Annotated in this window: 23 protein-coding genes; 20 read left to right on the top strand and 3 right to left on the bottom strand. The window is 40.7% G+C overall.

The features are described 5' to 3' along the window. Nucleotides 1-53 precede the first annotated feature (53 nt). The gene (locus AC2YHV_RS15255) at nt 54-794 is read right to left on the bottom strand and encodes a DUF4397 domain-containing protein (RefSeq protein ID WP_487373539.1); all 741 of its coding nucleotides are present in this window, start codon (nt 792-794) and stop codon (nt 54-56) included. A 234-nt stretch (nt 795-1028) separates the two neighbouring features. Between AC2YHV_RS15255 and msrA the strand changes: the two genes are divergently transcribed. After that, entirely contained in the window at nt 1029-1520 is a 492-nt protein-coding gene (gene msrA, locus AC2YHV_RS15250) for a peptide-methionine (S)-S-oxide reductase MsrA (protein ID WP_371748535.1), read from the top strand. Beyond that, the gene (msrB, locus tag AC2YHV_RS15245) at nt 1510-1938 is read left to right on the top strand and encodes a peptide-methionine (R)-S-oxide reductase MsrB (protein ID WP_187049640.1); all 429 of its coding nucleotides are present in this window, start codon (nt 1510-1512) and stop codon (nt 1936-1938) included. The genes msrA and msrB overlap by 11 nt, the downstream gene beginning before the upstream one ends. Nucleotides 1939-1989: 51 nt before the next feature. On the opposite strand, the gene AC2YHV_RS15240 is transcribed toward msrB, so the two are convergent. After that, a complete protein-coding gene (locus AC2YHV_RS15240; protein WP_106027670.1) occupies nt 1990-3078 on the bottom strand; it encodes an SGNH/GDSL hydrolase family protein in 1089 nt (362 codons plus the stop codon). Between the two features lie 294 nt (nt 3079-3372). On the opposite strand from AC2YHV_RS15240, the gene AC2YHV_RS15235 reads away from it, so the two are divergent. Further along, on the top strand, nt 3373-3540 hold the full coding sequence (locus tag AC2YHV_RS15235) for a YjcZ family sporulation protein (RefSeq protein WP_063575872.1): 168 nt from the start codon (nt 3373-3375) through the stop codon (nt 3538-3540). A 1-nt stretch (nt 3541) separates the two neighbouring features. Here AC2YHV_RS15235 and AC2YHV_RS15230 read toward each other — a convergent pair whose 3' ends face one another. Then, complete coding sequence (locus AC2YHV_RS15230; protein ID WP_487373538.1) at nt 3542-3742, bottom strand: hypothetical protein; 201 nt, start codon at nt 3740-3742, stop codon at nt 3542-3544. A gap of 105 nt (nt 3743-3847) precedes the next feature. Here AC2YHV_RS15230 and AC2YHV_RS15225 point away from each other — a divergent pair, with 105 nt between their 5' ends. From AC2YHV_RS15225 to AC2YHV_RS15145, 17 genes are all read left to right on the top strand, one after another. After that, nucleotides 3848-4822: a S66 peptidase family protein gene (locus AC2YHV_RS15225; protein WP_487373537.1), complete on the top strand. Its 975-nt coding sequence runs from the start codon at nt 3848-3850 to the stop codon at nt 4820-4822. Nucleotides 4823-5043: 221 nt separating this feature from the next. Further along, complete coding sequence (locus AC2YHV_RS15220; RefSeq protein WP_034307530.1) at nt 5044-5373, top strand: hypothetical protein; 330 nt, start codon at nt 5044-5046, stop codon at nt 5371-5373. 180 nt (nt 5374-5553) lie between these two features. Continuing rightward, nucleotides 5554-6918: an aspartate aminotransferase family protein gene (locus AC2YHV_RS15215; protein ID WP_063575874.1), complete on the top strand. Its 1365-nt coding sequence runs from the start codon at nt 5554-5556 to the stop codon at nt 6916-6918. Between the two features lie 2 nt (nt 6919-6920). Continuing rightward, complete coding sequence (locus tag AC2YHV_RS15210) at nt 6921-7631, top strand: CoA transferase subunit A (protein ID WP_098185859.1); 711 nt, start codon at nt 6921-6923, stop codon at nt 7629-7631. Then, complete coding sequence (locus tag AC2YHV_RS15205; RefSeq protein ID WP_057277328.1) at nt 7598-8263, top strand: 3-oxoacid CoA-transferase subunit B; 666 nt, start codon at nt 7598-7600, stop codon at nt 8261-8263. The genes AC2YHV_RS15210 and AC2YHV_RS15205 overlap by 34 nt, the downstream gene beginning before the upstream one ends. 13 nt (nt 8264-8276) lie before the next feature. Further along, complete coding sequence (locus AC2YHV_RS15200; RefSeq protein ID WP_487373536.1) at nt 8277-9542, top strand: peptidase; 1266 nt, start codon at nt 8277-8279, stop codon at nt 9540-9542. 77 nt (nt 9543-9619) lie between these two features. Beyond that, nucleotides 9620-10468, top strand: coding sequence for a putative beta-lysine N-acetyltransferase (gene ablB / locus AC2YHV_RS15195; RefSeq protein ID WP_057277900.1), 849 nt, complete (start codon nt 9620-9622; stop codon nt 10466-10468). A gap of 82 nt (nt 10469-10550) precedes the next feature. Continuing rightward, the gene (locus AC2YHV_RS15190; RefSeq protein ID WP_230135672.1) at nt 10551-11930 is read left to right on the top strand and encodes a sigma-54 interaction domain-containing protein; all 1380 of its coding nucleotides are present in this window, start codon (nt 10551-10553) and stop codon (nt 11928-11930) included. Between the two features lie 117 nt (nt 11931-12047). Then, nucleotides 12048-13451: a lysine 2,3-aminomutase gene (gene kamA / locus AC2YHV_RS15185; protein ID WP_249598167.1), complete on the top strand. Its 1404-nt coding sequence runs from the start codon at nt 12048-12050 to the stop codon at nt 13449-13451. A 1-nt stretch (nt 13452) separates the two neighbouring features. Beyond that, nucleotides 13453-13734 (top strand): YokU family protein, encoded by a 282-nt coding sequence (locus AC2YHV_RS15180; protein ID WP_063575878.1) that lies wholly within the window; start codon nt 13453-13455, stop codon nt 13732-13734. A 706-nt stretch (nt 13735-14440) separates the two neighbouring features. After that, on the top strand, nt 14441-15382 hold the full coding sequence (qoxA, locus tag AC2YHV_RS15175) for a cytochrome aa3 quinol oxidase subunit II (RefSeq protein ID WP_063575879.1): 942 nt from the start codon (nt 14441-14443) through the stop codon (nt 15380-15382). A gap of 50 nt (nt 15383-15432) precedes the next feature. Beyond that, a complete protein-coding gene (gene qoxB, locus AC2YHV_RS15170; RefSeq protein WP_487373535.1) occupies nt 15433-17388 on the top strand; it encodes a cytochrome aa3 quinol oxidase subunit I in 1956 nt (651 codons plus the stop codon). Continuing rightward, nucleotides 17379-17975, top strand: coding sequence for a cytochrome aa3 quinol oxidase subunit III (gene qoxC / locus AC2YHV_RS15165; RefSeq protein ID WP_328097459.1), 597 nt, complete (start codon nt 17379-17381; stop codon nt 17973-17975). Before qoxB ends, qoxC begins: the two co-directional genes overlap by 10 nt. A 2-nt stretch (nt 17976-17977) precedes the next feature. Next, nucleotides 17978-18265, top strand: coding sequence for a cytochrome aa3 quinol oxidase subunit IV (gene qoxD / locus AC2YHV_RS15160; protein ID WP_057277337.1), 288 nt, complete (start codon nt 17978-17980; stop codon nt 18263-18265). Nucleotides 18266-19163: 898 nt separating this feature from the next. Then, a complete protein-coding gene (locus tag AC2YHV_RS15155) occupies nt 19164-19406 on the top strand; it encodes a YozE family protein (RefSeq protein WP_034307512.1) in 243 nt (80 codons plus the stop codon). 14 nt (nt 19407-19420) lie between these two features. After that, nucleotides 19421-21187, top strand: a complete 1767-nt coding sequence (locus AC2YHV_RS15150; RefSeq protein ID WP_106027680.1) for an ATP-binding protein — start codon at nt 19421-19423, stop codon at nt 21185-21187. 150 nt (nt 21188-21337) lie between these two features. Further along, nucleotides 21338-22045 (top strand): hypothetical protein, encoded by a 708-nt coding sequence (locus tag AC2YHV_RS15145; protein WP_034307510.1) that lies wholly within the window; start codon nt 21338-21340, stop codon nt 22043-22045. The last annotated feature ends 169 nt before the right edge of the window (nt 22046-22214 follow it).

The raw sequence follows: 22214 nt of genomic DNA, 5'->3' as shown, positions 1-22214 counted from the left end.
CATGAATAAATGGATAAAAAACCAGGATCGATGCATCCTGGTTTTTTATTCATTTATGGGGAGAGCGTTAGGGTTTCTAGTGAGGATGATTCCCGATTCGATCCGATTATATAAATGGTAGAGGAAGTATTTTCTTGAAATGCTTTGTTTGGCAAAGGGAGTGCGATTTCTTTTGTTCCAGCTTTCCTCACTTCGAAGTCAACTATCATGGGATGAATAGTGAGATATTCGCTTGCTTTCCTGAAATGGAGTTGATCAAAGACGACATCTCCGCCTTTGACCGCAATGTCCACCGAGGGTAATTCATGTGAAAGCTGGATGAATCGGACCTTTGCTTCATTTGGAGGAACAGATGGGTTATCCTCGAAAGGTAAAATTTTCAACGATTCGTCAGCCACGGTAGGTGCTAGAGCAATGGTATAGGAAGCTCCGATTTCGAGAGCCACTTTACAGCTTAATAGAGGTGAGGTGTTTTGCCCACTGCGGTATATATCCAATTGGTACTTGCCAGGGGGCAGTGGTGAATAACCATTGCAATCTTTATACGAGAAATTTTTGAGGATACGCATTTCATTTACATGAACATCAAATGGGTGAGCTGTTGGGGCAGCATGTAAGAAGCGGACTTGTGCAGGCAGTAGGACAGTTATTTGTTCATTTCTGTATGTTGAATTTTCGAGACTTTTCAAATGTTTATGGTAATAATAATCATGCAATTGCGGATCGCTGTTTTTATAAGACGATAGTAAATCATATGTTTCCGACTTTTGTGGATATGATTGTTTATCGCTCATTTCCAACACCTCTCATTTTTCCATCATGTTGTTAACATATGTAATCATGCTTGGGCGTGTGTCTCTTTTTTAAAAAGAAAGGTAACATTTTCGTGAAAAGGCTCTCGGCATATTATTTTACAGGGGTATATAAAAACGTTAAAATGCATTCAATGGATGGTTTGTAAAAAAGGAGGATTTTCATTGACAAAGCAATTAGAGAAAGCAACATTCGCAGGTGGATGTTTCTGGTGCATGGTGAAACCGTTCGATGAACAGCCCGGCATCGAATCCGTTATCTCGGGCTATACAGGCGGGACTACGGAAAATCCCACGTACAAAGAGGTTTGTTCTGAAACCACGGGACATTATGAAGCTGTTCAGATCACCTTTGATCCAAACGTATATCCATATGAGAAGATAATTGAGTTATTTTGGCAGCAAATTGATCCGACAGATCCTGGCGGGCAATTTTATGACCGGGGAAGTTCTTATCAAACGGCCATTTTTTATCATGACGAAAACCAACGTGAAATTGCAGAAGCATCCAAAGCTAAGCTGCAGGCGAGCGGGAAGTTTTCCGGACCGATCGTAACCCCGATTATACCGGCCAAAACGTTTTATCCAGCCGAGACATACCACCAGCATTACTATAAAAAGCAACCTGAACATTATGAAAGATATTCGACTGGCTCAGGACGTAAAGCATTTATACAACATCACTGGGGGGAAAAAAATGAAAAGTAATGAGGAATTAAAAAAGAAGCTCACTCCGATTCAATATGAAGTCACGCAAAATAATGGAACGGAACCAGCCTTTAACAATGAATATTGGAATTTGAAGGAGGAAGGATTATATGTGGATATCGTTTCAGGTAATCCTCTTTTCACTTCAAAGGAAAAGTTCGATTCAGGCTGCGGTTGGCCAAGCTTCACTAAACCGCTTAAAGAAGAGGAAGTTGTGGAAAACCTAGATACGAGTTATGGTATGAGAAGGATCGAGGTCCGCTCAAAAACTGCCGATTCTCATCTGGGACATGTTTTCAATGACGGGCCGGGACCGTCAGGATTACGCTATTGCATCAATTCTGCATCTTTAAGGTTCATCCCGCTCCAAGATCTTGAAAAAGAGGGATACGGGGAATATAAAAAGCTTTTTGAGTGATTGGAAAACCCCCTATCAGATTATGATAGGGGGTTATTTATTGAGTAATATTCAATCTGTGATGATTGACGCGATCCGGACATATGGAATGTCGGTCAGGTCCATTGCTTTAGTCCTGCCAGTCACCTCAAAACGGACAGTATGTGAACCGGGGCGAAGTCCATTAGTGACAAATAAATATCTTTCACGGGCAAATGGCCACCATGTATTCAAAGTCGTGATTTCATTTCCGTCAATCCATACATTCACTTCCCCGCCATCAGGACTTCTAAGCAGTTTCACACCAAGCATACTCCCTTTGAAGGTATATTGAATCACACTGCCCTTTTCACTACTAGTGAAATAGCCGCCCATTGGCCGGAAACCGCTCATTTTTTCATAGTGGTCAATTTCCGATAATTCAAAACCGGAACGGGCATGCAGCTTAGTTGGAAGAACCGCTACAGCCTTCTCTTGTTTGATGTTATCCAGGAACCGTTCATAAATGGCATCGGCATATAATTTATACCCCAGCCCATTTGGATGTACCAAATCTTTGGTCAGCTGTTTTTCCGTATATCCTGAATTTTTGAATATCGGCCGCATATCCACATTTGTAGCACCATAATGTTTGGATAAAAGTCCAATGGCTGACGCAAATTCCTCATATTTCAAGGAACTCTCTGTTATTGTGAATAACTCAGCATTAGGGTGGAGCCGTTTTGCCTTTCTCATTAACGCTTCATATGTCATGGTAAAATCATCGACATTCATATATTTGCGGTCATTTTCACCAAAAACGATGAAAATCAGATCTTTATGATCATGCTTCCTTCTTTGGGAAAGCTTGAATAGGCCCTCAAAAGCTGTTGATCCGCTTTGGACCACGTAGTCACCGTGTAACGGAATATCATTGGCATCATTCATCTTATTTTCTAGCTGTTTGAACCATGTTCGATTAGGATTTTCAGCTCCCGATCCTCTTCCGATACTGTCACCAATGACGAGATACTGAATGGGCTGGCCTGATTGGAATTTTTGATAAACATTTATCGAATCATCTGATCCATATGTTTTAGGAACTTTTTGAAGGATATAGCTGATAAGAAGGATCGTGGCGATTGCAGCGAAAGGGATGAAGGGTTTTGCTTTCGTTTTCAATTATGTTCCCCCGTATTGCCTTTTATGTATCCATGTAGGTATGAGATAGCTTAAAGAGGCTAAGAATTGTTTTTTCCTTATTATATCCCAATTTTAAAGTAACACAATAAATTTGTGACAATTTTCATGGTTACTCGTAGGATTTCAGCCATTGAATGAATAACGCTTAAGATGGTGTTGATTGAAGTTTTTTCTTAAATCCAAAAAAATAGGCAAATGCACAGACCAAGGCGGGCGTATCGACATATGGTAAGGTGTAAAGAGAAAACAGAATTCTAAAAGGAGTGAAACTTAATGTACGGATATGGTGGAAATGGTGCAGGACCAGGGTACGGATATGGTGGCGGTGGATACGGCGGTGGTGGATACGGCGGCGGTAGCTGCGGATTTGGATCAGGCTTCGCTTTAATCGTTGTCTTGTTCATTCTATTGATTATCATCGGTGCTTCATTCTGCTGCTAATTCAATAACCCAAAGACCAGTTGATAAAGCTGGTCTTTTCTTTATGTATGGAAATTGGTGGTTTGACGGTGGACTTTTCCAATTCCATGGTTGCTGACTGAATCGTCATGGATAAATCCAGGTGATCATGGGACAGGCGATACACAGCCATTCCTGTTTTAAATCCTGATTTCTGTGCATCGGGAATGACGTAAGAATTCAAAGAAACTAGCTCGGTGAATGACATACGATAAGGGACTTAGTTTTCTTTGTAAACCATTTCTGCTAAAATAACGACAGAATGTAATTAATTTAGGGGGATAAAGATATGAAACCTTCCCGTTTACAAGCAGGGGATGAAATTCGCGTAATTGCTCCTTCCAGAAGTTTGGCGATTGTCAAAGGGGAACAACGCAGATTGGCAGAAGAAAGATTGACTGAGCTTGGTTTTAAAGTGACATATGGTAAAACGGTTTTGTTCCATGATGACTTTTTCTCGAATTCGATCGAAGACCGGATCGAGGATTTGCATGATGCGTTCAGGGATCCGAATGTTAAGGGGATTTTCACAAGCATCGGGGGGTATAACGCTAACCAATTGTTACGGTATATCGACTATGATTTGATTAAGGAAAATCCAAAAGTGTTGATGGGGTATAGTGATATAACCGCCATTTTATTGGCCATTTATAATAAAACAGGCTTAACTACATATTCAGGTCCCCATTTCTCGACGTTCGGGATGAAGGCTGGTCTGGAATATACGATGGAATATTTTAAAAAGGCTGTAATTGAAAGTGAAGGTTTTTATCTTGAACCAAGTGAAACGTGGAGTGATGATTCTTGGCATTTGGAACAGGATGACCGAACTTTCCACCCGAATGCTGGATACATGGTCATTCAGGAAGGTGAAGCTGCCGGGACAATCATTGGGGGAAATCTTTGTACACTCAATCTATTACAAGGTACAGAGTACATGCCATCTTTAAAGGACAGTATCCTTTTCATAGAAGATGACGAAGAAAGCCATCCATTCAGTTTTGACCGGGATTTACAATCCTTGCTCCATCAGCCAGGTGCAAGTGGGATTAAAGGAATCGTCATCGGCCGTTTCCAAAAGGATTCAGGAATGACTGAATATGCTTTGCAGGAAATCATCGCCGCCAAAAAGGAGATAAATGGCATACCCGTGATCGCTAATGCCAACTTTGGTCATGTTCATCCTTTTGTAACTTTGCCGGTTGGTTCAAAAGCAGTAATGAAGGTGAAGAACGGAAAAGCGACGATCCAGATCCAGCCATGAACGGTTTGAAGACGCCGTTCAAAAAATGGACGGTGTTTTCATCTGTTAGGGGTATGTATGTATATGGTTTTCATTATGGTGTATATTAGGAGTCTTTCCTCTTGTCAGTACTGGAAATTGTCCTATTTTACAAGCATTATTAGGGAATATGAGTCTAATAGTTCAAATTCTTTATTTTTCTGATATAATACTAAGAGATTTAAAATAGAAAAGGTGATTATGTGTTATTAACAATTCCAGCATCCATTCGTTTAGAAGGGGCTTTGGCCGAGTATAATAAAAAAGGCCGTGTGAGCCATACATGTTCCGTTTGTAACGAAGACACTTCTAACGGGGATGCAAGTAACTTGAACTACTATAAGTTAGGAACTAAAAAAGTTTGTCATTCCTGCATGAAAAATGTTTTGCGTCATCCGTCTTTAAAAGAGTATGAATATGTACATACTTCAAATATCGATAAAACGGCTTTTTATAAAAATGTGTTGGCTGTTTTAAAGGATGAAAGTTTTTTGGAATCCATTCGTGAAGAAAAACTAAATAGCGTATTGTAAGAAAAAAGTGTATCTCTCGCGGATACACTTTTTTTGTCGCCATTTTTGGAAAATCACCCATGAAACCAAGAAATTATCCGTATACATGCTTAGGCCAATTTCCTTAGCAAGATTGCCTTCATCTGGACATACACTTTATTATATGGCATTTGTTTTTAAAGAGAAGGAGTGTGCGGGCTTATGGAGCAGTCTTCATTGATCAAACCGGTCCTGGGAGGAGCCTACCCGACTATCAGTCATGGTCAGGGAGTGTTTTTATACGATAAAAATGGAAAGGATTATCTCGATGCTTCTTCCGGTGCCGTTACAGCCAATATTGGCCATGGAGTCCAGGAAATCATTGAGGCGATGGTAAAACAGGCTCAACAAGTTTCGTTTGTGTATCGTTCCCAATTTACCAGCGATGCTGCAGAGAAACTCGCCGGAAAAATTGCAGAATTGACCAAAGGGGAACTGACATACAGCTTTTTTGTAAACAGCGGCTCCGAGGCGACTGAAACGGCATTGAAAATTGCCATTCAGCATTGGCAGGAAAAAGGGAAGCCAAAGAAACAGAAAATCATATCGAGATGGATGAGCTACCATGGCATCACGATGGGAGCTCTTTCAATGTCTGGACATCCGATTCGCCGGGAACGCTTTACTCCTTTGCTTGAATCATATCCTTCTGTATCTCCTCCATATTGTTACCGATGTCCACTTCAACTTGACCAACATACTTGCGGAATGGCCTGTGCTTCGGAATTGGAAGCATCAATCCGGCGCATTGGCAGTGAAAATATAGCGGCGTTCATTGCAGAACCTGTTATCGGCGCAGCCGGAGGGGCCATTGTTCCTCCTGACGGTTATTTTCAAAAACTCAAGAAAATCTGCGAAGAGAATGATATTTTATTCATTGCGGATGAAGTAATGACCGGATTTGGACGTACCGGTAAGATGCTTGCTTCCGAATATTGGGATGTGGAACCTGATATCGTGACATTAGGAAAAGGTATGAGTGGGGGGTATACCCCAATAGCGGCGGCAGTAATGACCAAAAATGTGATGGAACCCATAATGAAAGGATCGAAGTCAATTATAGGAGGTCATACTTTAAGTGCAAATCCGTTATCGTGTGCGGTATCTTTGGCGGTTTTAGACTATGTCGAAAGGAATGAACTTGTCGAAAAATCAGCCGACAGGGGGAATTACCTGATTAGGGGCTTGAAAAAGTTGGCAGGGAAGTATTCCTTTATCGGTGATATACGCGGGAGAGGTTTATTGATTGGCATCGAATTTGTCCTGGATAAAGCAACGAAGGCCCCATTTCCGAAGGATGCAGATGTGACCAATGAAATCATTGAATTGGGAATGAGGAACGGAATCCTTCTTTATCCCGCAGCTGCAGGCCTTGACGGTGTAACCGGGGCAGCCCTCATCATCTCCCCGCCGCTAACGATATCGGAAGAGGAGTGTGCTGAATTGTTAATGAGGGTCGATATAACCTTTGGGCAATTTAATGAATCGATAGGTAAACGATCATCACAACAAGGAAGTGAGTCATAGTGGTGGAAAATACATTCCAGAAGATTTGTCGTTTGGAAGATGTCCGCCATCACTTTAAAGATAAACAGTCCATCCTATTTGGGGGATTCGGTGGCATAGGGACGCCTCCGGGATTGATCAATGTGATTTTGGAATCAGGTATTAAGGATTTAACCTTGATTGGGAACGATACAGGTTTCCCAAATATCGGAATCGGAAAACTGGTCACCCAGCGCCGAGCGAAAAAAGTCATCGTTTCCCATATCGGTTCCAATCCCAATGCAGGACTATTAATGAACAATGGTGAACTCGAAGTGGAGTTCTGTCCGCAAGGGACACTTGTCGAACGCATCCGGGCCGGAGGGATGGGACTCGGCGGGATATTGACCGATATTGGAATGGAAGCCGATATCGTCCGGGACGGCAAGCAAACCGTTAAGCTAGGCAAGAAAAATTACCTGGTGGAATCGGCATTAACTGCAGATATCGCCATTGTTTACGCAGAAATGGCTGATCCTTATGGAAATCTTCTATTCGATAAAAGTGCCAGGAATACGAATCCAATCGTTGCTGCGGCCGGACAGATCACTATAGTCGAAGTCAGGCAAATCGTTCCGCTGGGCACTTTGGATCCAGAGAACATCATTGTACCAGGGGCCTTTGTGGATTATATCATTCCATCAAAAGGAGTCGATTGGAAATGGGTTTGGGAACAGGGGATAGAAACAGAATAGCGAAACGGGCAGCAGCAGAAATAAGCGATGGGATGCTGGTAAATTTGGGAATTGGCATTCCATCACTTGTACCGAATCATCTTTGGGATGATCATAAAGTGATGTTTCATGCAGAAAATGGCCTTGTGGGAATTGGCAGTACTCCTGAAACGGGGAAGGAAGATGCGCATCTTTGCAATGCTGGGGGATTGCCGATCACCATTAGAGCCGGGGCTTCTTACTGCGACAGTACCGTTGCATTTGGAATGATACGCCGCGGCAGGGTGGATATCACGATTCTAGGAGCCCTTCAAGTAAGTCAAGCTGGGGATCTCGCAAATTGGATTGTTCCGGGAAAGCGGGTGCCAGGCATGGGCGGTGCAATGGAACTGGCTGCAAAGGCAAAAAAGGTCATTGTCTTGATGGAACATAACGATAAAGCGGGCATGTCTAAATTAGTCAAAACATGTACGTTGCCGTTAACAGCCCAAAAATGCGTACATATGATCATCACCGAATTAGGCGTGTTTTCCGTAACTTCGGAGGGCCTTCTATTAACTGATGTATTTGATACGTCCAGCATTGAGGAAATCAGGAATCGGACCGAAGCCTCGTTTACCGTCTCTGAAAATATCCAAAAATTAAAAGAATGAGAGGAGAATAGATATGTATGAGGAAAAAATAAGAACATGGTTGAATGAACATCGGATGAATGGGGTTCAGCTTTTGCAAAAACTGGTTCAGGAACCGAGCAAAAGGGGCCAAGAAGGAAGTGCACAAGCAATAGTGGTCGAAAAGTGCAGACAACTTGGTCTGGAAATAGACCTATGGGAAATCGGGGATGAACAATTAAGAAAACATCCCCATTTTTATTGCGACCGCAGGGATTTTAAAGGAAATCCGAACCTTGTGGCCATTAAAAGAGGAACAGGCAAGGGGAAATCCCTTATTTTAAACGGACATATTGATGTAGTTCCTGAAGGAGATCATGCAGCATGGCATGATGAACCCTATAGCGGCAAGTTGATGGACGGGAAAGTTTTCGGGCGGGGAACGACGGATATGAAAGGCGGCAATGTATCTTTATTGCTGGCCATTGAAGCGATCGTCGAATCTGGAATCCAATTGAAGGGGGATTTGATATTTCAGAGTGTGATTGAAGAGGAAAGCGGTGGTGCCGGCACACTTGCGGCAGTCATACGCGGGTATAAAGCTGATGGTGCAATCATTCCGGAACCTACAAATATGAAACTATTCCCATTACAGCAAGGTTCGATGTGGTTTCGACTGAGAATAAAAGGCAAGTCTGCACATGGAGGCACTAGGTATGAAGGAGTCAGTGCAATTGATAAAGCGGTTGTTGTAATGAAAGAAATCAAGATGCTTGAACAAGAACGGAATGAGTCACTCCGTCATTCACTCTATAAAAATGTCCCTATCCCCATTCCAATCAATATTGGTAGCATTCAAAGCGGGAATTGGCCTTCCTCCGTGCCGGATACAGCCGTCCTGGAAGGAAGATTCGGCATCGCCCCTACAGAAACCATGGAAGATGCACAAGAATCGCTGAAGGAGCGAATAGATGCTTTAAACGAGAGTGATGCATGGTTCAAAGAAAGACCTATTGAATTAGAATGGTTTGGGGCCAGATGGCTGCCTGGCAATCTCGAAATCAATCACCCGCTCATGAAGACAATTAGCACATACTATGAAAAAGTGGTCGGGGAAGAACCGCTTGTCGAAGCTTCACCATGGGCGACGGATGGAGGGTATCTTTCATCGGTTGGTTCTACCCCTGTCGTTGTGTTTGGACCGGGGGAAACGAAGATGGCCCATGATTCGAACGAATATATAGAGGTGGATAAAATGTTGGAAGTTGCAGAAATCATCGCATTGACCATTATTGAATGGTGTGGGGTGGACCAGGAATAATCATTGTTCCAAGGTCTGATCCGGGAAGGGTCAGGCCTTTCGCAACAATTTTCGAAGATGTGAAAGGAGCGGGACAAATGGAGGCTGGAATCATCGAAAAAAGAATTCGAAAGCCAATGTGCACCATACATATTACGATCGACCATTTTAATAAGCGAATCAGGGTTGATGACTATCTAGGGCATTTTCAAGAATGCGTGGAGGAAACCTTGAAGGTGGCTAAAAGCATATCAGCAGAAAAAATCATCTTCAAGTCCCGCAAGGAAAACGTTATGGCATTGCTTGCTCAGGGCTTCCTATATGAAGGAAGCATCGATAAATTCTTTTTGGGAAGCGATTGTTTCTTCCTTGTTAAATATAACCGGAATGAAAGGCGCAATAGTGCTGAATGGGAAAGGGAAGATCAAATCCTTACCGATGTTCAGATGCTGCCGATTAAATCCGGACTGGATGAACCGCCGTCAGCCTATCAAGGCCGTAAAGCTGAAGTGGCAGATGCACTTCAGCTGGCCCAACTGTATGGGAAGGTTTTCGAGGTGTATCCCACACCGATGAATGATCCGGTATATGTGAAAAAGTGCATGGAAATGGGAACGGTTTTTTATATTTATGTCCATGAAGAGAGGATCGTAAGTGCTGCTTCCGCAGAAATTAATTCCTTTTACCATAATGCAGAAATCACTGATTGTGCGACATTGCCGGAACATCGGCAGTACGGCTTGATGAAACACTTGATTTCCGCGCTTGAGGACTATCTTATTTCACACGGCATTTATTGTATCTATTCGATTGCCCGGTCGCTCTCGTTCGGCATGAATGCTGCATTGCATCAGCATGGATACTCGTACCGCGGACGTTTGGCCAATAATTGTTATATCTTTGATAAGCTGGAAGATATGAATCTTTGGGTGAAAAACTTTAGTTGAATGCTCATTTTTAGGCGGTTCATGACAAGTTTTTGGCATTTCCTCATATACATCTAGCAAGAAGGTATTGAGGAGGGGTAGCTTGCCTAGTGAATTTTTTAATACAAGTGAAGTGTTGGAAGCGATATTAGAAACCATTGATGAAGGCATTCATGTGATAGATCCAAAAGGACAGACCATCTTTTATAACGAAGTGGCCGCCAATCATGATGGGATGAAAAGAAGTGAAGTGCTCGGGAAACCGTTGCTTGAAGCGTTCCCTTCTTTGAATCACAAATCATCGACGTTACTCCGGGTCATTAAATCTGAAAAACCAATCTATAACTATAGTCAATCGTATGTAAATGCTCATGGGCGTATCATTGAGACGCTAAATACTACTCTACCCATATATGTAGATGGGTTTATGATAGGTGCAATCGAGATTGCAAAGGATTATTCAAGCTTGAAGCAATTATCGGAAAGGTTAGCTGATCTGGAAAGCTCGCTCAAGACAATCAAAAGTCCTCAAAGGAAAACGACTGGGAACGGCGGATTGTATTCTTTCACTGAAATCCTGACAAGTGATAAGGGGTTTAAAGGTTTGATATCCCAAGGTAAAAAGGCTGCCCGCTCCACCTCATCAGTATTGGTTTATGGGGAAAGCGGTGTAGGAAAAGAGCTTTTTGTTCAAAGCATCCACCAGGAATCGAGCCGCAGTAATGAACCTTTCATCGCTCAAAATTGTGCGGCCTTACCAGAAAGTTTATTGGAATCGCTTCTATTCGGTACGGCAAAAGGAAGCTACACTGGTGCTGTGGAGCGACAGGGATTGTTTGAATTGGCCAACGGAGGAACCTTGTTTTTGGATGAATTGCAATCGATGCCGATTGACTTGCAGGCAAAGCTTCTGCGCGTGCTTGAAGATGGGTTCATCAGGAGGATAGGTGGTACAAAAAGTGTACAGGTGAATGTCAGGATCATGGCAGCGATGAATATTGATCCGAAAAAGGCCGTATCGGAAAATAGGCTAAGGCCGGATTTATTTTACCGATTGAACGTATTGAGCTACGAGCTGCCTCCGCTAAGGGAGCGGATTGATGATATAGAGCTTCTTTCTGAACATTTCATATCAATATTTAACAGTAAATTAGGACTGTCCATAAAAGGCATGGATGAGAAGACAAAGGATTTTTTTCGGAAATATGATTGGCCTGGAAATGTAAGGGAACTTAAACATACGATAGAATTCATGATGAACCATACGGAGAATGATGTATTGAATCTTGAAGATTTGCCCCAGTTTTTAAAGAAGCGCAACCCATTCGAAAAAATACTTCCGCTTCGTGAGGCCATGATTGAGATGGAAACAAAATTGATTACCGAGGCCCTTCTTCAAACGAACGGTAACGTTTTCCAAGCATCGAAGCTATTGCAAATTCCAAGACAGACCTTGCAATATAAAATAAAAAAACATATTTGATGGAAAAATCCGGATGCAGCCTGCAGTCCGGTTTTTTTTATGGGCATTCGAATTTTTGGGTCATTTTGGCATCCTTCTTGCATTTAATACTACTATCATAACTCAGGAGGTATAACCATGTTATTTGACTTATATAAGCCAGACCGCAATTGGAAAGATATAGAGCTATGGAAAGATGTAACCGAAGAACAATGGAACAACTGGCTGTGGCAGCTTACAAATACGATTCGAACAGTTGATGATTTGAAAAAAGTGATAAACCTGACTCCGGATGAAGAGGAAGGCGTGAGGATTTCCACGAAAACCATTCCATTGAATATCACCCCATACTATGCTTCGTTAATGAATAAAGATGACCCAAGGTGTCCAATCAGAATGCAATCGGTCCCAATCTCGGAAGAAATGCATAAAACCAAATATGACATGGAAGACCCCCTGCATGAGGATGAGGACTCCCCTGTACCGGGATTGACCCATAGATATCCGGATCGCGTTCTTTTTTTGGTGACGAATCAATGTTCCATGTACTGCCGTTATTGTACGCGAAGACGTTTTTCAGGCCAAATTGGCATGGGTGTGCCAAAAAAACAATTGGACGCAGCAATCGGTTATATACGTGACACACCGGCAGTTCGGGATGTCCTTATTTCCGGCGGGGACGGATTATTGATCAATGACACGATCCTTGAATATATCCTCAAAAACTTAAGGGAAATTCCTCATGTTGAAATAATCAGGATAGGTACACGGGCACCGGTTGTTTTTCCTCAAAGAATCACTGAAAATTTATGTGCCATTTTAAAAAAATATCACCCGGTTTGGCTGAATACTCATTTCAATACCTCGATAGAAATTACCGAAGAGTCAAAGAAAGCATGTGAGATGCTTGCCGATGCGGGTGTACCTGTAGGCAACCAGGCAGTTATTTTAGCGGGGATAAATGACAGTGTCGCAATCATGAAAAAGCTGATGCATGATCTTGTTAAGATCCGTGTCCGCCCTTACTATATCTATCAGTGCGACCTCTCCGAAGGAATCGGTCATTTCAGGGCACCCATTTCAAAAGGAATTGAAATCATCGAAGGGCTCCGGGGCCATACATCCGGGTATGCAGTGCCTACCTTCGTCGTCGATGCTCCAGGAGGGGGAGGGAAAATCACCCTGCAGCCGAATTATATCCTTTCACAATCTCCAACAAAAACGGTGCTGCGCAATTTTGAAGGTGTGATAACCACATATCCTGAACCTGAGCAATATACACCAGGACTTGCAGATGATTATTTCAAAGGGGTATATCCTGATATGGAAGAAAAACAGTCAGATATAGGTGTATCTGGTTTAATGAACGACAAGCAATTCAATTTAGTGCCTGAAGGGCTGAAGCGAATGAACCGTCGGGAAAATTACGTGACCAACCCAGAGCATGCTTCATTGAAGAACAAACGTGAAAAGCGAGATTTGTTAAAAGAAAAGAAATTCCAGGCACAGCAAAAAAAGAGCACTCCTAAGGGGGATGAATAGCATGGAGACGTGTCCATGGTGTGAGGTCGGAACATTACAATCGGTAACTGATACAGTGTTTTGGGAGTTGCCAGATGGATCGAGAGCGGTTGAAATTGATGAAACGCCATCGTTCTATTGTGATAATTGCCATGCGCTATTTCAGAGTGATGAAACAACTAAAGAGATTGAAGACCAGCTGTTTTTAATTGATACGAAAGAGTTAGGGAAACAGACGACGTATGACGAGTTATTGAAGATGAAGCGGTTGTTAAAACGGAATTATTTTGATTTTGGGAAATAAAAAATAATTAGAAGTTACCTCATCATCTACTTTTTTTGGTGAGGTTTTTCTGTGCGCCCGGCGGTGCGGTCGGTGCACATCTCGAACAGTGAAGGCATTATTAGCGGTTGCTTTCCGTAGTCACGCGGAATTCTGAAGGAAGCAAGCGGGATATTGAGATATATTATTTTGGAAGCCTCTTTTGGAGAGGTCTTTTTAAATTTCTTCAAAGGGTATTAGGGTAGATGAAAAAGCACTGTTAAAACAACTAAATTTTATTTTCAAAATACGAAGAGCAGAAATAATAATGAAAGACCAATCGTACAAAATTAAAATCCCTGCGGCTGTTGTAAAGGAAAGGAAAATTGAAGGGCCTGTTATTTTATATCAATGGCCGGTCCAAGAAAAAATCCAGTACCAATAGTGCAGCCAACCCCTATCAAGGACAATTCTCAACCATTTTAAATCTTCATCTTCACTCCCTTACTTTGACCACTAGGAATAAAAAAATCCATGCAGTATCTCCTCCTCACATATTCAAATTTCTTTTCAAAGCAAGTAGGTATTTAGATTACCTGTTTCTCTGAACATTCCCCAAATGAATTCATATATATCCCGCCTATAAGTATGATTGTGAGAAATTACCATTCTTAATAAGCATTTTTTGGGATAACTTCATTTTTTGTGGATAACTTAGAAAATGAATCTTAAAAGAAAGGGTACATATATGAAAATAAAATGGGTTACATTAGCTATTCTTTCTACCATCGTCAATGTGCTTTCTGGCTGTGAATCATTAGCGGTCTTAGATCCTAAAGGACCTCAAGCCCAAACGCAGGCCAATGTGATTTGGCTATCAATTGCGATCATGGCGGTTATTGTTATAGTTGTTTGTGCTATTTTAGTCTTTGTGTTAACGAAATACCGTGACTCTAAACTACCTAAAGATTATGAACCACCCTACATTGAAGGGAATCATGTTGTTGAAACGATTATTGTTGGGGTCCCAATTTTAATCGTCATTTTCTTCTCCGTTGTTTCTGTAATTTCCAACAATAAAGTGGAAGCCACTCCGGAAGGGTACAAGGGTCAAGATCCATTAGTTATTTACGCTTCGTCATCAGACTGGAAGTGGCATTTTAGTTATCCAGAAAACGATATCGAGACAGTTAACTACTTGTATATTCCAACAAATCGACCACTTGAATTTAAACTTTATTCATTCGGGCCTATCACGAGTTTCTGGATTCCACAACTTGGCGGTCAAAAATATGCCATGTCTAACATGGTGACCACATTACACTTAGCAGCGGACGAATCAGGGGAAATGATGGGACGAAATGCAAACTTTAGTGGGAAAGGATTCGCTGAAAACATGTTCCACGTCGAAGCGATGTCTCAAGATAAGTTTGATGAATGGGTAAAGGAAGTTAAAGAAACTGCGAAACCCATTACTGAAGTAAGATTCAATGAATTATTAAAACCGGGTCATGAAGGACAGTTAACGTTTACTGGAACTCATTTAGACTTCTCACCAGCTCCAGAAGGTGAAAATGCTGGACATCATCATGGCTCAAGTGACTCTAACGCGAATTCAAAAGGCGAACATATGGAACATGATCATAAGTCAAGTAATAGTAAAGAAAAATCAGTACACAATCATGAATAATTGCTTAGTCTATCTCGAGAAAAATATTTTCAGAAAGGAAACACAAAAGTATGGGTTTTTTTTCTAGATTTCTTATACCTAATCCTAGTCCCGTCATTTACTCATCAATGGTGGCCATTGGTGTTACTGTTCTCTTGATCATTGTTGGTTTAACCCACTTTAAAAAATGGTTTTTTTTATGGAGTGGCTGGCTAACAACCGTCGATCATAAAAGAATAGGTATTATGTATCTAATATCTGCTTTGCTAATGCTATTTCGTGGTGGGGTAGATGCTGTGATGATGCGTGCGCAACTTGCCGTACCGGATAACAAATTATTAGATTCACAGCACTATAATGAAATTTTTTCAACACATGGGGTTGTGATGATTCTCTTTATGGCGATGCCGTACATTATGGCCTTAATGAATTTCGTAGTGCCATTACAAATTGGAGCCCGAGATGTAGCATTCCCACGTCTAAATGCCGTAAGTTTCTGGTTATTTTTTATGGGTGCGATGCTATTCAACATCTCTTTTGTAATTGGTGGTTCGCCTGATGCAGGGTGGACATCTTATTTCCCGCTTGCAGGTAATGAATTTAGCCCGCATGTTGGAACGAATTATTATATGATTGGTATTCAGATAGCCGGAATAGGTACATTAATGACGGGGATTAACTTTTTGACGACTATTCTTAAAATGAGAGCACCCGGTATGACATTAATGAAAATGCCAATGTTTACATGGTCTGCTTTAGTCACAAGCGTTATTATCATTTTCGCATTCCCTGTATTAACAGTGGCGCTGATCATGGGAACAATGGATCGACTATTCGCAACCAAGTTTTTCACAATGACTGATGGCGGTATGGATATGCTTTGGGCTAACCTGTTCTGGGTTTGGGGACATCCTGAAGTTTATATCTTAATTTTGCCTGCATTTGGTCTTTTTAGTGAGATTATCCCAACCTTTTCACGACGTAACCTATATGGATATCGATCAATGGTTGCTTCAATGGTATTTATCTCTATATATTCATTCTTCGTTTGGACGCACCATTTCTTTACAATGGGGCAAGCAGCATATGTTAATAGTATTTTCTCGATTACAACGATGGTAATCGCTATCCCGACTGGAATCAAGATCTTTAACTGGTTGTTCACGATGTGGAAAGGCAGAATCAGATTTACCGTACCTATGCTTTATTCAATAGGTTTCATACCTCTTTTCACAATCGGTGGAGTTACCGGGGTTATGCTTGCGATGTCAGCGGCGGATTATCAATACCATAATACAATGTTTTTAGTAGCTCACTTCCACAATGTCATTATTCCGGGTGTAGTATTTGCTGTGCTTGGTGCCGGAACTTACTACTGGCCGAAAATGTTTGGTTTCATGTTGAATGAAAGGATTGGGAAATGGGCGTTCTGGTTTCTAACCATTGGTTTTTGCTTAGCATTCTTCCCTATGTATATTACGGGTTTAGATGGTCAAGCACGTCGTATGTACACATACTCTGAATCGACTGGATTTGGACCATTGAATATGATTTCGTTTATCGGGGCAGCTTTAATGGCAATCAGCTTTGTATTAATCGTATATACGATTTACTATAGCATTCGCCATGCTCCAAGAGATGTTAGTGATGATCCGTGGGATGCACGTTCCCTTGAATGGGCTACTCATAATCCAGTACCAGAATATAACTTTGCTATTATTCCACAAGTGAACTCAAGGGAAACGTTTTGGGATGCTAAATATAATGGTCATGAATTATTCAAGGGTGACTATGAAAAAATTCATATGCCCAATAACAGCGGGGGACCGTTTATCCTGTCCTGTATCTTCTTTGTCTTTGGATTTGCGTTAGTATTCAGCATATGGTTTCTTGCGATTATTGGGTTAATCGGTATCTTTGTTTGCATGGCTCATCGTTCATTCGAAATTGATCAAGGGCATTACATTTCTGTAGAAGAAATAAAAGAGACAGAAGCAAAATTCGGAGGTGTTAATAAATGGAAATAGATCACTCGCAACCTCTTGAATATAGTACGGAACAAAATCGTCTAAATATTTTAGGCTTCTGGATTTTCCTTGGAGCCGAAATTATGCTTTTTGCAACACTCTTTGCATCATATTTTACATTAGTTGATCGTTCGGGTAATGGACCTGCTGGAGCAGAATTATTTGAAATCACTCCAGTACTTGCTGAAACATTCTTGCTCTTAACAAGCAGTTTTGTCATCGGGCTTGGAATTCATGCCATGCGAATTGGCAACAAGAAAGCTATGTTGACATTTTTCATAATCACTCTCCTTCTTGGATTAGGATTTATAGGATTTGAAATTACTGAGTTCATTACCTATTATCGCGAAGGAGCTACACTGCAAACTAGTGCATTTACATCGATACTTTTTACAACATTAGGGACACATGGAGCACATGTTACATTAGGGCTTTTCTGGGGGTTATTTATTATCCTTCAAGTGAAAAAACGCGGGTTGACACCTGAAACAGCCAATAAATCTTTCATTTTCTCTCTTTACTGGCATTTCTTAGATATCGTTTGGATCTTCATCTTCACCTTTATCTACATGAAAGGAATGACATGAACATGAAGGAATTATTCCCGGCTAAGCAAGTATGGGGTTTTGTATTTTCATTGATTTTGACGTTTGTAGCTATTTTGGTTTACTTCTTCAATATGTCAAAAGCAACAGGCATGACGATTTTTATATTGACAGCATTCATACAAGCAGCTGTTCAACTAGTTGTGTTTATGCATGCTCGTGAAACTGATGATAGCAAATCAATTTTTATGACATTATATTGCGCTATATTCCTAGCTCTAATTACTGTCTTCGGTACAATACTATGTATGATCTGGGGTTGGAGTTATTGATATGATACAGCTTGGGAACAGAAGGCGTATGATGAGTAATTGAAGTTGAAATAGGGACAATGAGCTATGAATAGGGAAAAGCTTATAAAGCCCTATCACAATATAACTGCTGATAAATTCCAATTTTAAAAAGACCTTCATTTAAGGGATACGGCTATTGAAATTCCCTTTTAAGGTTATTTCCAATCCCAATGAGAATGGGGGAAATAGCAACTGATCGTGCGGATTCAGATAGCCATCTAAAAAAATGTTATATAAACTATTAGGGAAAAGTAATAGCAAGGTGTTTGATGGCTGGGAAGAGTACCAAAAAGAAATTCACTATTTCTCCAGATGCAATGAAAGCATATCATTATCAAGAACTTCATCGTGAAAATCCTACTCGTGAGTAATATGTTTTTCATACTATTCGTAAGAGGTGTAAGGCGATAGTGAAAAGACTGGATTTTTTACAGCAAACAAAAGCAATAAATTGTTCCATATAATATGAATGAATAAATCCCCTCATTTTAGACAGAACAGTGTAAACCACTATTTCTATCGATGAAGGGGATTTGATTTTTCCTTTCAGAAAACTATAGCCTGTGAGAAATTGAAGGTTTTTGAAATCATTCCGTCACCCTTCATGCGGAATGACAGACCGTGCACCGCATGTTTATTATAGGCCGTGGGCATTGATTGATACCAGTTGAAGAACTTCGTCTCCTTTATCGAACATATTTAGAACGATATTTTAGTGTAATTCCGTAATAAAACGAATGCGTTTTGTGTTGAAAAATCGTGGATTTCATAAAGTGAGGAAGAAAAAACCAAATTGTTTTTTAAAAAAGTGGACGGAAGCGAAAGTTTCCGATATATTAAAGCAGAAATCATAGTTATTTTAGGGGGGCTCGACATCATGAGACCATTTTATTTATATTTAATGAAATTTCGACAACCAAAGGAGATTGATGCAATCACTAAATTTGCCAATTATGCCTATGAGGATCATGGCTTCCCAAAACAATCGACTGATTATAATGAACTGAGCAGTTATTTAGAATTGAATGCAGACTATCTCGAAAGTATGTCAGTATTCGATCAAGCGTGGGAACAGTATGTCCAAATAGAAGAAGGGCTCATATTGGGAGATCAGGAATAGGGAGGATTGGAAGGATGTTAAAAAGCCTTCAAACCCGAATTTTGCTTTATTCTTTACTTATTGCAAGTGTTCCTCTTCTGATTTTGGGAATCATATCCTATGGATCACAACGCTCCCTTCTGGAGAAGGAAGCAAAAAATGCCCTGAATGCAGGTTCACTGAATATTGTAAATGAAACATACAGCTATTTGAACGAACGGATCAGTGATGTGAAATTAATGAGTGCAAATTCTGCAATCATCAATCCTGGCCACTCAAAAGAAGAGAAGTCAGATGAACTAAAAAAGTTTATCGATGCAAAAGGAAATTATTACGGAGTTATGCATTTGGATATGGAAGGCAATGTCATTGCAGATACATCCAATAAAATGATCGGGGATAACCTCGCGAAGAGAATATGGTTCAAAGAGGCAATAGAAGGTCATGAGTTCCTTTCAGACGTATATAAAACCCGGGCTTTCTCAGAACCGATTATAGCTCTGAGTACGCCGGTATATGATCATGCAGGGGAAATGATCGGAGTCGTATCCACAGCTTTCCGTTTGGAAGGGTTGTGGGAGATGATGGAAAAAAAAGCTGATGAAATTAGTGATAAATACCCAGTGAACTTTTTCATGATCAACCAGGAAGGCATCATGATTTCGAAAAAAGACCCACATGGCATTATGCAGGATTCTGCCTTGAGAGAAATGGGATTAACAAAAGATAAGCTGATGGAAGCTTCGTTATCGGATGATTTGTACAGTGCAGAGAATGGGGAAAAAATATATTCCATCAAGCCTGTCCATACGATAGCACAAACAGAGAATAAATGGTTTGTTGTTGTGGGTGCTGATAAGAAGCAGGTGTTTCAGCCTTTGAATGACCTATTGACACGGTACCTGACCATCTACAGCATCGTTTTTGTTTCTATCATTCTGGCTGTCTATTTACTAACAAAGACCCTCGTTCGGCCAGTTCAAGAACTTGTCGAAGCAACAGAGGATTTCATAGGAGGAAAGGAATTCATCATTTCCGATAAAAGAAGCTTCGAGGAAATGGAAAAATTGAACCTTGCCTTTCTAAGAATGATGGAAACGATAGAAGATCGTGAGAAGGAAATCGTCCGTACGGAAAAATTGAAGTATGTAGGCCAGCTTGCTGCCGGTGTCGCCCATGAAATCAGGAACCCATTGACGACAATAAAGGGTTTTTTCCAATTATTGAAGAGCCAGGATCATGATAAATCATTGATAGAAAAATATAGCGATGTCATGCTTCATGAAGTGGATCGGGTCAATGTATTTGTTACACAACTTCTTGATTTGGCAAAACCGCATCAACTGGAATGGGAGAAAATCGATTTAAAGGATTTCCTTGATGAAATTATGGATACCTATACTTCCTCAATTCCGAGTTCTCATGTAAGAATAATTAATGGCATGACACAATCCGTCATTGTTTATTCAGACAGAAACCGGTTAAGGCAGGTTCTTCTGAATGTCTTGAATAATGCATGTGAAGCCATCGAAGCAAGGGGACAGATTGAACTGCATCACGATTCCATCTCCCAATATATAAGATTAGTGATCAGTGATGATGGAAAAGGTATAAGTCCCGAGAATTTAAAAAATATCGGTATGCCCTTTTATACCACCAAACCGGATGGAAACGGATTAGGTGTAGCGACATGCATTCAGATAATGGAGGAATTAAAAGGGAAATTCCAAATTGAGAGCGTCCCCGACGAAGGAACGAAAGTGACGCTCACTATCCCCACTACGAACCGTCTCATTAAATGAGGCGGTTTTTGGTTGTAGTGCCCTTAAATAAATGGGCCGGTTAATTAGCTAAATGAGCAATATGCCCGCTTAATTCCATTAACCTCCATGTTTGTTTGTGCATATAATTTACTAATCAAACGATAAGGACCATATTGGGGGATGTCTCTTATGGGCAAAAAAAAACAGCCGAAATTTAAATTAGGCGATACAGTCGTAATAACAATGTATGGGACAGTCGGGAATATAACCGATGTAAAATTTCTCGATGGTGCTTATGTGTATGAAGTGAACTATAGTGAAGGTCTTTATATCGAAAAAACATTGCAATCAATAAATGAATATGAAGGAGAAATCCTTTATCCGAAAGAGCAAATCGATATTGAATATAAATTTTTATTAGGTGACTTGGTCCAAGTGGATGGATATGAACAGGATTATTTCAAGATTATCGGCTATCGAACGGAAATTTGGCGCTATAAGGAAAATGCCTGGGAGGATGTAATTTATGAGTTATCAAGAATCTCTGATGGTGAATGGCTTGAAGCGCATGAAGAAGAACTGACTTTGATTGCCGATGCTAAACGTGCAGATGGAATCATTAAAAAGTTGGGTCTGCTCCTTCCTCAAAAGAAAAATGAGCTTGCTATCATTGCTAAACAAAACAACCCTGGTAAAGGTGAGCGAGAAATGACAATGACAAAAGATGAAAAAAAGGAAATGATTGATGGCCTGTTGGATTTATATAATGATTATTGTAAGCTCTACGAACATTTTGGCGATGATGAATATCGTCACATCATGAAAATCGCCCTTGCTAAAATAGAAAAGGCGGCAGAGGAAATTTATCCAGATCATAAAAAGAAGCAAACGAAGTGAAAGACACCTATAAAGGGCAATTTCCAGATTCACTATAGAAGTATCCATTCAAATTGAACACGAATGGAACTTGATAACGATAGACCTTTCATATGTTTTTCCATTAAGGGATGCCTTACTGGTATATTTGTCTCTACACATTCATAGACCTTTAAATAAGGGGGCGATG

This window comes from Peribacillus sp. SRI_006 (assembly GCF_057586375.1).
Note: the sequence above shows the minus strand (reverse complement) of the source record. Positions and strands in the feature narration are given on the sequence as shown.